We start from the raw sequence: 14,687 nt of genomic DNA on the forward strand, positions 1-14,687 counted from the left end.
TGTTCATATCTTCAGCGCCTCGTTGATGAGTCGTCCGAGCAGGCTGTCCTGTGTCTCGATGGTCTTCTGGTTGGCCTCATAGGCCCGGTTCACCTCTATCATCTGCACCATCTCCGTCACCGGGTTCACGTTCGACCCTTCCAGGAAGCCCTGGCGCACCTTCGGTCTTCCATCCTGGAGTATCTCCGCCTCCCCGGACTCCCGGGTGGTCCTCCAGAGCGAGTCCCCTTGCTTCTGGAGATAACGGGGCCTTCGGACGTTCACTATCTTGAGACGGTCCACCAATTCCGTCTCGTCCCACTCGTTCTCCTCGAGGGCTACGAGCCTGTCGGGGTCTTCCGCGAAGCGGGCGTTCTGGAAGATGCGTCCGTCTTCGTCGACCACGAAGTTGTTGGCCTTGATGTGGATGAGCCCGTTCTCACCCACCACGGGGTAGCCTTCCTTGGTGACGAGCAGGCCCTCGGGTCCCAGGATGAAGGACCCGTTCCTCGTATAGCGCTCACCCTGCGGGGTGAGCACGGTGAAGAAGCCCTGCCCCTCGAGGGCGAAGTGGAAGGGGTCCTTGGTCTCCTTGAGCGGTCCCTGCTCGAACACGGTGTAGACCTCGTTCGTCTCCACCCCGGTGCCGAGCTTTCCCACCACGGGGGTGTTGTCGATGGACCCCCACGGGACCTTGAAGTACTTGTCGTTCATCCTTCGGATGAGCAGTTCCGGGAAGGCCTTGAAGATCGCGGTGTCCCGTTTGTACCCGGTGAGGTCCACGTTGGCCAGGTTGTTGGCGATGGCGTCCATCCGGTTGAGCTGGCTCGCCATACCGCTCGCGCCTATGTAGTATCCACGTATCATACCACTTTGATTATCGACCCCGTGCAGGAAGAGTTAACGGTTTTGCCGGACTGGCTTCTTGATTTTCGAGAGGAAATAGGGTATATATGCCGTGCGCACGCCAGAATAGCTCAGAGGTAGAGCAACGCTCTCGTAAAGCGTGGGTCGTGGGTTCGAATCCCACTTCTGGCTCTAAGATTTCCTCAAAAAGTGAAGCACGAGCAGTCCCCCGAGGATCCCCACCGTAGCGAGACCGACGATTCCGAGAATCGAGACCCCGTTCCAGAGGGGCGGTATCTTCGCCTGTATGAGGATGGACGAGCCCACGATCGCCGCGGCGATGATGAGGCTCAAGGAGAGCCGGGTGGTCGACTCGTCCACCTTCTGGGAGAGGAGTTTGAGGTCGGTGTCCGAGAGGTCCACCACCACCTTCCCCTCCTTGAGTCGCTGGATGAGCTGGGGTATCTCGAACCCCGTCTCGTTGAGGCTGTCGAAGGCCTCCGAGAGGAAGAAGGGGATGTTCTTGAGGAGTTGGTTCTTCCTGAGGGTGCTGACCACGAACCGTTTCACGTGCGGCTGCAGGTACTCGACCAGCTGGAAACCCGGGTCGAGGGTCCTTCCCAACGCTTCGAGGGCGAGCAAGGTCTTGAAGAAGAGATAGAGTCCCGGAGGGAAGACGAGCCTGTGATGGAGGATGAGGTGATAGAAGCGTTCTATCACCTCCTTGACGTTGAGCGCACCGAGAGGCAGGAGGGCATAGTCCTGGATGAGGTCGTACACCTCCTGCTCGAGGCGTCTCCTGTCCAATCCTTCCCTTCGGACGGAGAGGGAGAGGAGACCATAGACCACCTTCTGAGGACTCTGTTCACCTATACCGAGGAAGATCTGGGCGAGGTGGATCCTGGTGGACGGATCGAGGACTCCCATGGCCCCGAAGTCGAGGAAGCAGAGGCTCCCGTTGGGGAGGACCAGGATGTTGCCGGGATGCGGATCGGCATGAAAGAACCCGTGAACAAAGATCTGGGTGAGTACACTCTCCACGCCCACCCGGGCGATACCCGCAGGATCTATGCCCGCATCCCGGAGGGCATCCAGCTCACTCACCCGAATGCCCTCCACGTACTGCATGGTGAGCACGCGACTTCCCGAGAGTCGTTCGTAGACATGAGGCACCATCACCTGGGGCATCCCGGCGTGGATCTCCCGGAAACGCTGGATACGGCGAAGCTCGCCCGAGAAATCCATCTCCTTCCGCAGCTGGCGCCCGAACTCCCGGACAAGGGCCTTCATGGGGATATGCCCCTCGAAGAAGAGTTGCTCAAGGAGCGAGCCGAGGCGCTCCATGATCTCTAGATCGGTCTCGATGATCTCCTCGAGGTGAGGGCGTTGGATCTTCACCGCCACCTGTTCACCCGATGGGAGATGGGCCCGGTAGACCTGGGCCATGGATGCCGAGGCGATGGGCTCCCGTTCTATGCGTGTGAACACCTCCGAGGGAGCGACTCCGAGCTCCTCCTCGAAGATGGCGAACGCCTCCTCCGAGGGATAGGGGGCGACCCGGTCCTGGAGCTTCATGAGCTCGTGGGCGAGCCGAGGCGGCACGAGATCCGGTCGGTTGCTGAGGAGCTGACCGAACTTGATGAAGGTGGGACCGAGATCCTCCAGGAGGAGTCGCACCCTCGTTTCGTAGGGAAGCCCTTCCACCTTCCCACCGCGTCTTTTCCTCACGAAAAAGCCCCGCAGCGGGAGGCGGCGGAGGGCCTCGTCGAACCCGTATCCCACGAGGAGGGCGAAGATCTCGCGGTAGCGGGCAAGGCGTGCCTTTCTTCCCCGTGCTCTTCTCATTTCCGTATGGGTCTCCGGGAGGACACCAGACGCCTGAAATCGTTGATGTTGTGCACCACGATCTTGTCGGGATGGAGCGTCACCCGGTGCTGTGAGGCGAACTGGTTGAGCACGTTGCGGGCGCGGGTGGGATTCATCCCGGCCCAATGAGCGATGTCGTCCACCGTGGTCTCGAAGACGAGCCCCTTACCCTCGTCCTCTTCTTCCTGAAGACGGGACTCGGCGAGCATGAGGAACACGTCCGCGATCCTGGCCTGCTCATCGTCGAGGGTGAGGATCATGAGCCTTCGTTTCTGGTCATAGATGCGCTTGATGAAGAGCTTGAGGAGCTTCAGGGCGATCTGGGGGTTTCCCTCGAGGAGGAGGGAGAAGTTCTCCTTGGTGAACTCGAGTAGTTTCACGTCGTCCAGGGCCACGGCCGTGGCCGAGCGCGGTGCCTCCTCCAGGATGGCCATCTCTCCGAAGATCTCTCCCGGCTTGAGGATGTCGATGGTCTTTTCGAGCCCTCCCATGATCTTGGAGATCTGTACCCTCCCCTCCTGGATGAGGTAGAAAGTGTCCCCCGGTTCATACTCACAGAAGATGATGTCACCCCTCTTGTAGTAGACGGCGAATCGGTCGAATGACGGCCCCGTGAGCATCATACCCGTTCCTCCAGGCCCCTGAGTGCCTTCCGCGCTTTCTTCACCACTTCGCTGCTCACTCCCGGGAGGGAGAGCACCTTACGGTAGAGTGCCCCTGCCCGTGCTCCATCGCCCTTCTCCTCGTAGGCACGGGCGATGAGGAAGAGGGCCTCCGAGGTCTCCGGTGCGTCGGAGAAGTCCCGTGCGAACCGTGAGTAGTGCTGGATGACCTCGTCGTAACGCGCCATGGCCATGAGACACCTCCCCGACTCGAAGAGGGCCCTGCGCCGGACATCCTCCTGGTCGGATCCCTCCGCAATTCGCATGAAGGAGGCAAGGGCCTCCTCGTACCGTTCCTGGCCGAACAGGCTCTCTGCCTCGTAGAAGTCCTTCTCCGCGGACGAGAGGGAGGGCTTCCTGGGCTCGGGCGACGGGACGGAAAGCGCACCCGTACCCCCTCTCGCCTGGGCAGCCTGTACGCGGGCGAGGGCGGCCTTCACCTCCTCCACGTGGACGCCGTCGGGATAGTAGGCGAGGTACCGGCCGAGGGCGTAGGCGGCCTGTGAGAACTGCTGTTTCTCGATGTAGTACTTGCAGATAGAAAAGAGGCCCTCCTCCGGATTCACCTCCTCCGAGACGGCGAGCAAGGTCTGAACCCGCTTGTGGATACGTCGGAGCTGACGGGAGAGCACCTTGAGCATCTTCATCATCACCCGGGGGTTCTTGAGGAGGAAGCCCTCGAACTCAGAGGCGGAGAACTCCAGCACCTCGGCGTCGGAGAGGACCATCGCAGTCTCCTCCCGGGGATAGCGCCCCACGCTCGACTTGACACCGAAGAATTCCCCCTTGCCTATCCGTTCGTGCACCTCCTGGCCCGTCTCGAGATCGGTGGAGGTGAGGACGATCTCTCCTTCGCGGAGGATGTAGGCCTTGTCTCCCACATCCCCTTCGAAATAGATCACGGAGCTCGCTTTGTAGTGGACGGTTCGGGGCATATCCTCTCCTTTTTCGACTGTAAAACCATACCTCGAGAAAATCAAGCATTTATATAGTATACCATCCTCCACGGGATTTCCCCGCCCCTCCCCGGGGCATTGAGCAGGAGTCGGTTTTTTCCTACTGTAATAGGTGTATGGAAGCTATGCGGCTCGATCTGCACACGCACAGCACCGCCTCGGATGGGGCCCTCTCCCCCTCCCTCCTCATAAAAGAGGCCGCCCGCCTGGGCATCGGCCTCCTCGCCCTCACCGATCATGATACTACGTCGGGGCTCGAGGAGGCATCACGCGCCGCAAGAGAGGAAGGAATCTCCTTCATCCCGGGGATCGAGATAGAAGTGGCCCACGAGGGTGGCGAATTCCACCTCCTCGGGCTCGGGATCGATGCCTCGCACCCCGTGCTCGGACATCTGCTCGCAGATTTGAGGAGACGCCGCCACGAGCGCAATGTACGCATCATCCACAGGATGCGCGAAGCGGGCATAGAGGTCTCCCTCGAGGATATGGAGGAGGTGCAAGGGGTGGTCACGCGTCCGCACTTCGCCCGCCTTCTGGTGGCGAGGGGTCTGGCACGATCCATCCCCGAGGCCATGGAGGAATATCTCAACTACGGGAGGCCCTTCTACGAGCCCAAGGCAGGGTGCACCTTGGAGGAGGCCGTGAGGGCCATCCATACGGCGGGGGGACTCGCCGTGATCGCACATCCCGTGAGCCTCGGGATCCCGGACGAGCAGCTCGTCCGGCGCTTCGCCGACTACCGTGAGGCGGGGGTGGACGGGGTAGAAGCCTACCACTACTCCCACTCCCTGGAGGAGGCACGGAAGTTCTCCCGGATTGCCGCCTCGCTGGGCCTCCTCGTCTCGGCGGGCTCGGACTTCCACGGCAAGGACAGGCGGGATGTGGACCTGGGCACCACCGCGGGGGGGCTCACGATCACCTCATCCCTCATCCCGGACCTGATCGAACGACTTTCCCACTGCGGAGTCTGTACATGAGCGGAGACATCCTCAGCTCCTTGGGAAATCGCGCCATCACTCGTACACACGACATCCTCTACGGCATAGGGTACGTGGCCACGGTCATCAAGGAGACCGTCCTCTTTTTCCGCAAACGACGGGGGGAAGCCGGGAGGGTCCTCGTTCTTCAGATACTCTTCACCGGAGTGGAGGCCCTCAACGTCATCGCCCTCCTCGCCCTGGGAATAGGGGCCCTCATCATCATCCAGGGCGTCTCCCTCCTCCCCCAGTTCGGACAGGGAGACCTGGTCTACCCCATCCTCATCGCGGTGATCACCCGGGAGCTGGGTCCCATCCTCACGGCCTTCATCGTGACCGCTCGATCGGGAACCGCCATCGCCACCGAGATCGGCACCATGGTGGTCTCCCACGAGATCGAGGCCTACATGGCATTCGGCATAGACCCCATCTCCTACCTCGTGGTACCCCGGTTCCTCGGCGCCATCGTGGCCGTCACCCTCCTCAATGTCTACTTCAATATATTCGGACTCCTGGGTTCCTTCTTCGTGACCTCTCTCATCCACCCCATACAGTTCGCCGAGTACTTCCACAACCTGCTCCTCAGGCTGAAGCCGGTGGACATCCTCTCCTCCCTGGTGAAGAGCGCCACCTTCGGGGCCGTGATCGCCCTGGTCGGGACCTACAGCGGGTTCCAGGTGGAACGCGCCTCCACCGAGATACCGCAGGTGGCCATAAAGGCGGTAGGCAAGGGATTCGTCTACTGCATCGTGGCCGATGCACTCCTCACCCTGGTGTACTACCTATGAGACGGAGTTGTATACGCCTGGAAGAGGTGACCGCGACCATAGAAGGGGTATCCATCCTCAAGGAGATCACCTTGGAGGTGCCCGAAGGCATGACCACGGTGATCATGGGCCTCTCCGGATCGGGCAAGTCCACCCTCCTCAAAGTGATGAACGGACTCAAAGAGATAGAAAAAGGCCGGATCATCTTCGGGGAGGAGGACATCACTCGGCTCTCCCACGAGCGACTCCTCTCGATGAGGAGGCAGACCGCCTTCGTGTTTCAAGACGCGGCACTGTGGGCGAACATGAGCCTGCTCCAGAACCTCACCCTCCCGGTGCTCCAGAGGGATCCCTCGGCCGACAGGCAGGCCCTCTTGCGGAGGATCGAGCGTATGTGCGAGGAGTTCCTCTTCGACGACGACCTCTCCCTCCGCCCTTCCCAGATCTCTCTGGGGGAAAGGAAGATCGCCTCGTTCATGAGGGCCCTCCTCGTCGAACCGCGCGTCCTCTTCCTCGACGAGCCCACCTCATCGGTGGATCCGGCCGTCTGTGAGCGGATGATCCAGCGCCTGAGAAAGGAGAAGGGGAAAGGAGTGAGCATCATCGCGGCCACGAACGACCCAAGGGTCTGTGCCAACCTCGCCGACGAGGTGATCATCCTGAAAGAGGGACGTCTGGTGGAGACCGGCTCCCTCTCGGAGGTGATCCGAAGCACCAATCCCGAGACCATCGAGGCCCTCTCCGACGTGCTCAGCCAGGCGGCGAGTTACGACATGGACATCCTCTCCCTCCTCGATGGAGAAGACGTGTGGCAGGGGGGTTCACCATGAAATTCAAGATACGCTTCGCATCCCAGATCGTGGGTCTCTTCGTACTGGGAGGCCTCGTGGCCCTCGTTGGGGTCCTCATCCTCCTCGGCGTGAACCAGCGGTGGTTCTCGAAGAACTACCACTTCTATACGTACTTCTCCGAAACCCATGGGATCAAGCCGGGGATGGGCATCCAGTTCAAGGGCTTCGCCATCGGGAAGGTCACCGACATCACCCTCGACGAGGACAACCGGGTGAAGGTCTTCCTCTACATCGAAGATCGGTTCTACGACAAGGTCTACGAGGACTCGGTGCTCGCCGTGGTCTCGAACCCCCTCGGGTTGGGAGGGGGTCTCGTCTTCTACCAAGGGAAGACGCCCACCCCGCCACTCCCCGAGGGGAGCCTCATCCCCTCGCTCGACTTCGAGGAGGGGAGACGCCTCGTGGAAGAGGGACGTGTGGACGTTCCTCCGGGCGCCGACGCGATCACCCGGCTCCTGGGGGAGGTGGAGCCCGTGCTCCAGAACCTCAACACCGTACTCCTCTCCCTCGATCGGACCCTCACCACGGTGGAGGCGGGGCTCTCGGGGAACGAGGGAGTGGCCCTGGGCGCCGTGCTCCAAAGGATAGAAGGGATCGCCGCCAACATCGAGACCCTCTCCGCAGGGCTGTCCGAGGTGGAAGGACTCGTCCCCCGGCTCCTGGGTGCCCGGGGATCCCTCGCCAAGATACTCGACGACGAGATGGAACTCTACAGCACGATAGAGGCGAGTCTCAGCGAACTCGAGGCGGCGATCTCGAACCTCAGGCAGTTCACCGAATTCCTCACCTCGACCGAGCCCCAACTCGTGGGTACCCTCGAAGAGGGGAAACAGGCCATCCGGAGGGGAAGGGATGTCCTGGAAGGGATCCGGAACAATCCCCTCATCCGCGGTGGGATAGCCGAGGAACAGACGCAGGAGACCCTTCTCGAACCTCTACGTGAAGGAGCCTTCCGATGAGGCACGCACACCTGCTCTTCGCTCTCCCCTTGATCCTCGCATCCTGCTCGAGTCAACCGCCCGTATCCGAGGAACGCTTCGAGGTGCGCAACCAGGCGGCATCCTACCTCACGTACGGGTGGGACTACTTCACCAAGGGGCGCTACGCCCAGGCCGAGGCCCTCTTCCTGCGGGCCCTCCATGAGAACCTCTCCGTGGACCACATCCCGGGGGTGATCCGCTCCTATCTCGCCCTCGCCGAGGTGGCCATCGCCCGAGGCGACGAGACGGGAGCCGGGGCGGCCCTCACCCGGGCGGAGGAACTTCTCGCCCTCACCGACGACCGGCTCCTCTCATACGAGGTTCGCTCCGGCAGGGCCTCCTTCCTCCAGCGCACAGGACACATGGAGGAGGCACGAGCGATGCTCGACTCGCTCATCGCCTCCTCGTCGGACGTGGAGAAGGAACACCCGGAAAAGGTGGCCACCGTGTACCACAACATGGCCCTCATGCTCGCACGGGAAGGGCGACGGGAGGAGGCCAAGGCCTATCTCGAACGTGCGGCGGCCCTCAACGAGAGGGCGAAGGATCAGCGGGGACTCGCCGCCAACTACTACGTCCTCGCCTCCATCACCGCCTCCGAAGGAGATACGGAGACCGCCGTGGCCCTGCTCCAGGAATCCCTCTCACATGACAAGAGGGCCGAACATGCCCCCGGGATCGCCCTCTCCCTCACGACCCTCGGGGACCTCTACCTCGAAAGAGGGGAAGACGAGCTCGCCTATCTCTCCTACACCAGGGCACTGGGCATATGGGCGGCGATGGGAGAGGACCGTCGCGTGAATGCGATCCTCGAAAAGCTCCTCCCCCTCGCAGAGAAACTCGGGAAGGAGGAGGAACTCTCGTGGTTTGTGGGAATACTGAAGGGACGCCCCGACCTCCCCGACCAGGAGGAAGGATCCAAAGGAGGGAGGCCGTGAACAAACAGTCGCTCAAGCGTGAGGTGGAGACGCTTCTCGACGTCCTGCTGGTCTGCGCACTCATCGCCCTGGTGGGAGCCGTCGCGGCCTACGGCCTGTGGGGCCTCGCCGTGCTCTCGTCCCCCCTCCTCGCCTGGCTCACCGTGGGACTCACCGCATTCCTCGTCGGCTTCCATCTCTTCAGGGGTCTCGTCGTACGCATACGCTCGAAGGGTCTGCGGGCGTATGCGAAAGAGGTGCTCGTCCCCTTCCTCAAAGGCCTGGTCCGATGGATTCTCGGAGGTACAGGGATCATCGGCGGGCTCCTCCTCATGAGCGCCGGGTCCCCCCTCGCCGGGGCGGCAGTGGCAGGAGCAGCTCTTCTCCTCGTCCTCTTCCTCCGATACCTATTATGATGGGACGCGTCTTCCTCCTTTCGTGCATCCTCACTCTCCCCTCGCTCGCCCAGCCATGGTATCCCCTCATCCGGGACCTCTCCTCCTCCGATCCCCTCTTCAAACAACTCCTCGCCGACGTTGCATCCTCCCACCTCGCCGCATCCCGCACCGACGCCGATCCTCCCCCTCTCCTCCTCTACCTCTACGTGCCCTCCCCCTCCGACACCCTCATGACCATCGCCGCCGCCGCCAACATCCCCTACGATGCGATCGCAACCCTCAACAGGCTCCAACACCCCGACGATCTCATCCCGGGGACTCCCCTCCTCCTCCCCAATCAGCCCGGGCTCTTCGTCCCCACCGAGCCGCGCACCGACTTCGAGCAGTATCTGGCCGTCTCAGCCAGGAGCAGCGAGGGCCGGGAGGTGGTGGTCCACACGGGAGAAGCGTCCACGCGCTTCCTCTTCCACCCGGGTGAGGGGTTCACCCCTCTGGAACGCCTCCTCTTCCTCAACGTCTTCTTCCAGATGCCCGTGAAGGGAGCGAGGATCACCAGCACCTTCGGGCACAGGATCAGCCCCATCACGGGAAAGACCTCGTTCCACTACGGCATCGACCTCGCCGTACCCGAAGGCACGCCCGTGTATCCCGCCCGCGAAGGAAAGGTGGTGGCAACTGGAAAAGATCCGGTCCTTGGGCTATATATTATCATAGCACACGCGGGGGGCTATAAGACCCTCTACGGCCACCTCGAGGAGATCACGGTGGCCGAGGGAGAGGAGGTCGTGCTCTCTTCCGTGATCGGACGCGTGGGAACCACGGGCTTGACCACCGGACCCCACCTCCACTTCGGCACCCAATTGGGGGAGAGATGGAAAGATCCTCTACAGTTCCTGCGAAGATGATGCTCGTGCTCGCCATCCTCCTCCTCTCTGTGCCCCTTGGGGGGGAGGAGATCCGAGGCCTCAGGACGAAGGTGTGGGACGGCAGGGACGGAGGCCCCATTCCTCTCTTCCTGGAGGAGGTCCTCGTGATCACCATACCTCCTGAGGAGAGGGAGCTGTACGCAGGGCTCGAGCTGCGGATCACCGTCCCCCGGAAGCTCCAGGGTGTGCAGGGGATCGCGGGGATTCTGTACCGTGGGATCCTTCCCGCGCCCTCCCCGGAGCGGAGGGTCTACCAGGGGACGCGGACGTTCTTCCAGATCCTCCCGACCTCCACCGAGGTGGTCATACAGGTCCCCTTCCCCTCCTCGGATTTCGTTCCCGGAGGTCCCGGGGTCTTCCCCACCCCGGCCGTCGCACCCGACGACTTCCCCCTCGCCCTCGTCCTCACCCCTGTGATGAAGGGTCTCCCCTCCTCGGCCTCCTCACAGGCCTTCGAGTGCACCGTGCTCCCTCTCTACGCCCGGAAAGGGTATCTCCGCCTCAGGATAGAGGGCCTCGACGACGAGGAAATCCCGGCATGCGCCTTCTTCATAGACGGGAAGGAAATCTCCTACACGGGCGATCCGATCCTGCTCTCGAGCGGCCTCCACTCCCTCACCATAAAGGGCCCCGCGTTCTCCCCCCTGGAGAAGACGTTCGCGGTGGAGAAGGGCAAGACCACGGAACTGGTCGTGGAGGTCGAGAGGGCGCATCCCTCGCTCCTCTTCCACGTGCCCGAGGTCGCCGAGATCTTCCTCGACGGAGAGAAGATAGACGCGGCGCCCCGGGAACTGCTCCCCATCACCACGGGCACCCACAGCGTGGTGATCAAGGTGGGGGATTACTCCATCACCAGGGAGTTCGAGGTCACCGAGAACGTCACCTATACCATCACCCTGCTCCTCGATCTGCACATAGAGGAGCCGGCACACTAGGTGGTCGTGGCGGAGATTTTTTGGTAAATTTTCCGACGGCATACGTCGATAATCAGGGTGTCGGTAATCGCTATAGTTCCCCTCCCAGACGCTATACATTACCGACCCGCGGCCGGCCCTTCGGGGGTCGGCCCTTTTTCTTCATCTCTACGATCGTGAGGCCGTCCCCTCCGCAACCCCATACCAGACCTTCCGCGAGCGGTGGACCACATCGACCCCGAGACGACGGATGAGGGCGCCCGGCGGCCGATCCTTCACCACCACACACCGCCGAGCCACACGCCGCGCCCTCTCGATGTCCTCCCTGTCGGGCAGTCCCTCCCTCCCGAGGATCCTCACGAGGTCGATCCCGCGTGAGGCGTCGTAGGTGGACTCGAACATGGGGTCGAAGAGAACCACGTCCCACGAGCCCGGATCCTCCTGAGCGAGGTAGTCCCTGTAGTCGGCGGTGAGCACCTCCACCCTCCGCATGGCCTCGCAGAGCCTCGCATCGGGGTGGACGTACGAAGCGAGACCGCCCCGCACCAGGGAGGCGAGGACGGGCGAGGCCTCGAGGGCGCGCACCTCTCCCCCCTCCCCCACCACGAAGGATGCCACCACGGCATCGGCTGCCATCCCGCACGTGCAGTCGAGCACCCGGTCTCCGGCCCCGAGCCCCGCCACCGCCACGAGCCTGTCCCCCACCCCCTTCCGGAGGCGATCGACCCTCAGGACGGCCATGTTGGGGTGGAAGACGTACCGTCTCCCTTCGTGGAACAGGGAGAGGCCATCCTTGCCCACCACCAGCACCGCGGAGGCTCCGGATGCGGCCGCCAGATCCTCCAGGCTGCGCTCTCCGCGAGGCACGAGGACGAGGTCCAGTTCTCTCGCGAGCGAGCACGCCCACTCGATCTCCCGCTCCGAGGCCCCGAGAGAGACTGTGACCACCGGGGGATCCGCGAACCGCATCCCTCATATGGATACCAGAGAGGGGCCAGCTCGGCAAGGCCGGTCCCTCCTCGGGCAGAGGGGACCGCACGTATCGCCTACCCGGTCCTCCTTGACAAACCCCCCTCCTCCTCCTACTGTCTCTACGTATGGGTGTGCAGCGCTCCACTCTGTTCCTCAACGTACTCATAGGCGTGCTCCTCCTCTGGTCGATCGGCACGGGCATAGGGGTGGGTCTCGCCCTCGCCGGAACCCTCAACATCGAGCACTTCTACGACGTGGGAAGGAGCAAGGTGGCGCTGCCGAGCAAGGTCCTCGACGTGAAGGACCGGCTCATCACCGAGTTCTTCTCACACGAGAAGCGGGAGATCGTCTCCATAGAGGAACTCCCTCCCCACCTCATCTACGCCCTCATCACCCGTGAAGACCAGGAGTTCTTTCGGCACAACGGATTCAGCGTGAGGAACTTCTTCCGTGCCCTCTGGAACATCGTCACCGGTCAATACTTCTCCGGCGGGAGCACCATCACCCAGCAGGTGGCGGGCTACCTCTACACCGATCGACGGGAGATCACCATCACCAGGAAGCTCAAGGAGTTGTGGTGGGCCTTCCAGCTCGAACGGAACCTCACGAAGAAGGAAATTCTGGAACTCTACCTGAACACCATGTACTTCGGCGCCGGGACCTACGGCGTGGAGGCCGCATCGCAGTTCTACTTCGGTCACTCGGCCCGGGAGCTCTCACTCGCCGAATCGGTGATGCTGGTGATCCAGCTCGCGAGCCCCGCGAGGTACTCCCCCATCAACCATCCCGAGCGGGCAAAGAAGATGCAGTGGACCGTTCTCCAGGAGATGGTGCGGCTGGGGTATGCCACCGAGGAGGAAGCCAAGGCATCGTTCGACGAGTTCTGGCGCAACTTCGACTACACCCGTCCCCAGAACACCTCGGCCTTCTTCGAACGCGAGGACAGGGCCCCGTACTTCTCGGAGTACGTGCGACAGCAGCTCGAAGAGCGGCTCCTTGGAACCTTCAACATCTACACCGATGGTTTCGTGATCCACACCACCCTCAACCTCGACTTCCAGGAAAAGGCCGACAGGTACATGCAGGAAGGATTCGCCCGGGTGAATGCGGTCTACCGGTCGAACAGGTCCCGGGCCAGGTCCAAGGCCGAGCAGGAGTTCATCCCGGTGCTCGACATGCTCTCCCTGGCCTTCGACCTCCCTGAGATCGCCGCGGGCGAGAAGCGCCGCATGCAGGACGCGAAGCAGTACGCCATGGACAACCTCTTCCCCGTGCTGGAGATGAGCACCAATCTCTTCGACATACAGGAGCTCGCCACCCCCATCGAGCGTGAAAACCGGAAGCGCCAGCAGGAGCGGGGTCGCACGAGGGTCGAAGGGGCACTCATCACCCTCGAGAACGATACGGGTTACATCCTCGCCATGGTCGGAGGAAGCTCGTTCGAACAGATCAACCAGTTCAACCGCGCGGTCCAGGCCAAGGTGCAGCCCGGTTCCTCGTTCAAGCCACTCTACTACTCGGCGGCGATCGACTCCAGGAAGTTCACGCCCGCCACCCTCATCTACGACGCACCCGTGGTCTTCTGGAACGACGACGGCACACCGTACACCCCTCTCAACTACCGGGGCGAGTGGAAGGGCTACGTGACCGTGAGGGAGGCACTCTCCCACTCGATGAACGTCCCCTCCCTCAAGGTGCTCGACGCCATCGGGTTCGACTCGGCGATCGAACGGGCGGCCCTCCTCCTGGGGATCTCCGACCCGACCGAGATCGCCCGGACCTTCCCCCGGAAGTATCCCCTGGGCCTGGGCGTGATTACCGTCTCCCCCATACAGATGGCACGGGCCTACGCGGTGTTCGCAAGCGGCGGCAAGGAGGTGACCCCCCTCGCCATCCGCTACGTGGAGGACCGCAACGGGAGGATCGTGCTCGAACCGGAAAAGGAGCTCCGCGAGGAGCAGAAGCGCAAGGGGGACGCCATCTATCTCATCAGCCCCCAGACCGCCTACATCATGACGAGCCTGCTCCAGAGCACGGTGGAGGAGGGAACCCTCCGGTACGCCCGTCAGCTCGTGGGAGGGTTTCCCATGCCCATGGCCGGCAAGACGGGTACCACGCAGAACTGGTCCGACGTATGGACCGTGGGTTTCTCCCCCTACTTCACCACGGCCGTCTGGTTCGGCTTCGACCAGCCCGGCAACTCCCTCGGCGTCAACCAGACGGGAGCGGTCACCGCAGGTCCGGTGTGGGCCCGCTACATGAAGGCCATCCACGAGGACCTGCCGGCCAAGGACTTCCCCAAACCCTCACGGGGGATCGTGGAAGTGGAGGTGACCGAGCACGGGCTGCTGCCCCCACCCGGCTACACGGGCGAAGTCCGCACGGAGGTCTTCCTCACCGGCACGGAACCCAAGGAATTCGACAGCATCGTGGAGTTCGAGCAGGAGCGGGATCAGATCCTGGAATCGAAACTCTTCGACTCCCTCCTGGTGCAGGACACGCCGGACGAGCTGCCCCTCTCCATCGGGATAGAACTCGATCCGGAGATCAGGAACCTCATGGAGAGTCTGGATGCCGGACCGTCCGCCACCCCCGGCGGAGGGATCGCGCCGACGCCGCAGGAGGAGCTGGACCTCTCCTCCAATCCCTTGCTCGACTAAGCCTTTCCACAATGGA

Annotated in this window: 14 protein-coding genes and 1 tRNA gene; 10 read left to right on the forward strand and 5 right to left on the reverse strand. The window is 62.6% G+C overall.

Annotated elements, in window-relative coordinates; translation table 11 throughout:
* Positions 1-3 precede the first annotated feature (3 nt).
* Positions 4-846, reverse strand: a complete 843-nt coding sequence (locus SPITH_RS07290) for a flagellar hook-basal body protein (protein WP_014625027.1) — start codon at positions 844-846, stop codon at positions 4-6.
* Between the two features lie 99 nt (positions 847-945).
* Between SPITH_RS07290 and SPITH_RS07295 the strand changes: the two genes are divergently transcribed.
* Positions 946-1,017 (forward strand) — tRNA-Thr (locus tag SPITH_RS07295).
* Here the strand turns inward: SPITH_RS07295 and SPITH_RS07300 are convergent.
* From SPITH_RS07300 to SPITH_RS07310, 3 genes are read right to left on the reverse strand one after another with little or no spacing between them, the layout of a single operon-like run.
* Positions 1,018-2,670 (reverse strand): ABC1 kinase family protein, encoded by a 1,653-nt coding sequence (locus tag SPITH_RS07300; protein WP_052296267.1) that lies wholly within the window; start codon positions 2,668-2,670, stop codon positions 1,018-1,020.
* Positions 2,667-3,314 (reverse strand): Crp/Fnr family transcriptional regulator, encoded by a 648-nt coding sequence (locus SPITH_RS07305; RefSeq protein WP_013313525.1) that lies wholly within the window; start codon positions 3,312-3,314, stop codon positions 2,667-2,669. Before SPITH_RS07305 ends, SPITH_RS07300 begins: the two co-directional genes overlap by 4 nt.
* On the reverse strand, positions 3,311-4,288 hold the full coding sequence (locus SPITH_RS07310; protein WP_014625028.1) for a cyclic nucleotide-binding domain-containing protein: 978 nt from the start codon (positions 4,286-4,288) through the stop codon (positions 3,311-3,313). The genes SPITH_RS07305 and SPITH_RS07310 overlap by 4 nt, the downstream gene beginning before the upstream one ends.
* Positions 4,289-4,425: 137 nt before the next feature.
* Between SPITH_RS07310 and SPITH_RS07315 the strand changes: the two genes are divergently transcribed.
* Genes SPITH_RS07315 through SPITH_RS07350 form a run of 8 tightly spaced genes read left to right on the forward strand, consistent with a single transcriptional unit; the run spans position 4,426 to position 11,060 of the window.
* Positions 4,426-5,286: a PHP domain-containing protein gene (locus SPITH_RS07315; protein WP_281047812.1), complete on the forward strand. Its 861-nt coding sequence runs from the start codon at positions 4,426-4,428 to the stop codon at positions 5,284-5,286.
* On the forward strand, positions 5,283-6,074 hold the full coding sequence (locus SPITH_RS07320; protein WP_014625030.1) for an ABC transporter permease: 792 nt from the start codon (positions 5,283-5,285) through the stop codon (positions 6,072-6,074). Before SPITH_RS07315 ends, SPITH_RS07320 begins: the two co-directional genes overlap by 4 nt.
* Entirely contained in the window at positions 6,071-6,883 is an 813-nt protein-coding gene (locus SPITH_RS07325; protein WP_014625031.1) for an ATP-binding cassette domain-containing protein, read from the forward strand. Before SPITH_RS07320 ends, SPITH_RS07325 begins: the two co-directional genes overlap by 4 nt.
* A complete protein-coding gene (locus tag SPITH_RS07330) occupies positions 6,880-7,863 on the forward strand; it encodes an MlaD family protein (RefSeq protein WP_014625032.1) in 984 nt (327 codons plus the stop codon). The genes SPITH_RS07325 and SPITH_RS07330 overlap by 4 nt, the downstream gene beginning before the upstream one ends.
* On the forward strand, positions 7,860-8,822 hold the full coding sequence (locus SPITH_RS07335) for a tetratricopeptide repeat protein (RefSeq protein WP_014625033.1): 963 nt from the start codon (positions 7,860-7,862) through the stop codon (positions 8,820-8,822). Before SPITH_RS07330 ends, SPITH_RS07335 begins: the two co-directional genes overlap by 4 nt.
* Positions 8,819-9,217 carry a hypothetical protein gene (locus tag SPITH_RS07340; RefSeq protein ID WP_014625034.1) on the forward strand — a complete coding sequence of 133 codons (399 nt, stop codon included), beginning with the start codon at positions 8,819-8,821 and terminating at the stop codon, positions 9,215-9,217. The genes SPITH_RS07335 and SPITH_RS07340 overlap by 4 nt, the downstream gene beginning before the upstream one ends.
* Complete coding sequence (locus SPITH_RS07345) at positions 9,217-10,104, forward strand: LysM peptidoglycan-binding domain-containing M23 family metallopeptidase (protein WP_245523352.1); 888 nt, start codon at positions 9,217-9,219, stop codon at positions 10,102-10,104. Before SPITH_RS07340 ends, SPITH_RS07345 begins: the two co-directional genes overlap by 1 nt.
* On the forward strand, positions 10,101-11,060 hold the full coding sequence (locus SPITH_RS07350) for a PEGA domain-containing protein (RefSeq protein ID WP_014625036.1): 960 nt from the start codon (positions 10,101-10,103) through the stop codon (positions 11,058-11,060). The genes SPITH_RS07345 and SPITH_RS07350 overlap by 4 nt, the downstream gene beginning before the upstream one ends.
* Positions 11,061-11,207: 147 nt before the next feature.
* Here the strand turns inward: SPITH_RS07350 and SPITH_RS07355 are convergent, their stop codons facing one another.
* Positions 11,208-12,008, reverse strand: coding sequence for a class I SAM-dependent methyltransferase (locus SPITH_RS07355; RefSeq protein WP_014625037.1), 801 nt, complete (start codon positions 12,006-12,008; stop codon positions 11,208-11,210).
* Positions 12,009-12,136: 128 nt separating this feature from the next.
* Between SPITH_RS07355 and SPITH_RS07360 the strand changes: the two genes are divergently transcribed.
* Positions 12,137-14,671, forward strand: coding sequence for a penicillin-binding protein 1A (locus SPITH_RS07360; RefSeq protein WP_014625038.1), 2,535 nt, complete (start codon positions 12,137-12,139; stop codon positions 14,669-14,671).
* Positions 14,672-14,687 lie beyond the last annotated feature (16 nt).

This window comes from Spirochaeta thermophila DSM 6578 (assembly GCF_000184345.1).
Classification (GTDB): domain Bacteria; phylum Spirochaetota; class Spirochaetia; order Winmispirales; family Winmispiraceae; genus Winmispira; species Winmispira thermophila.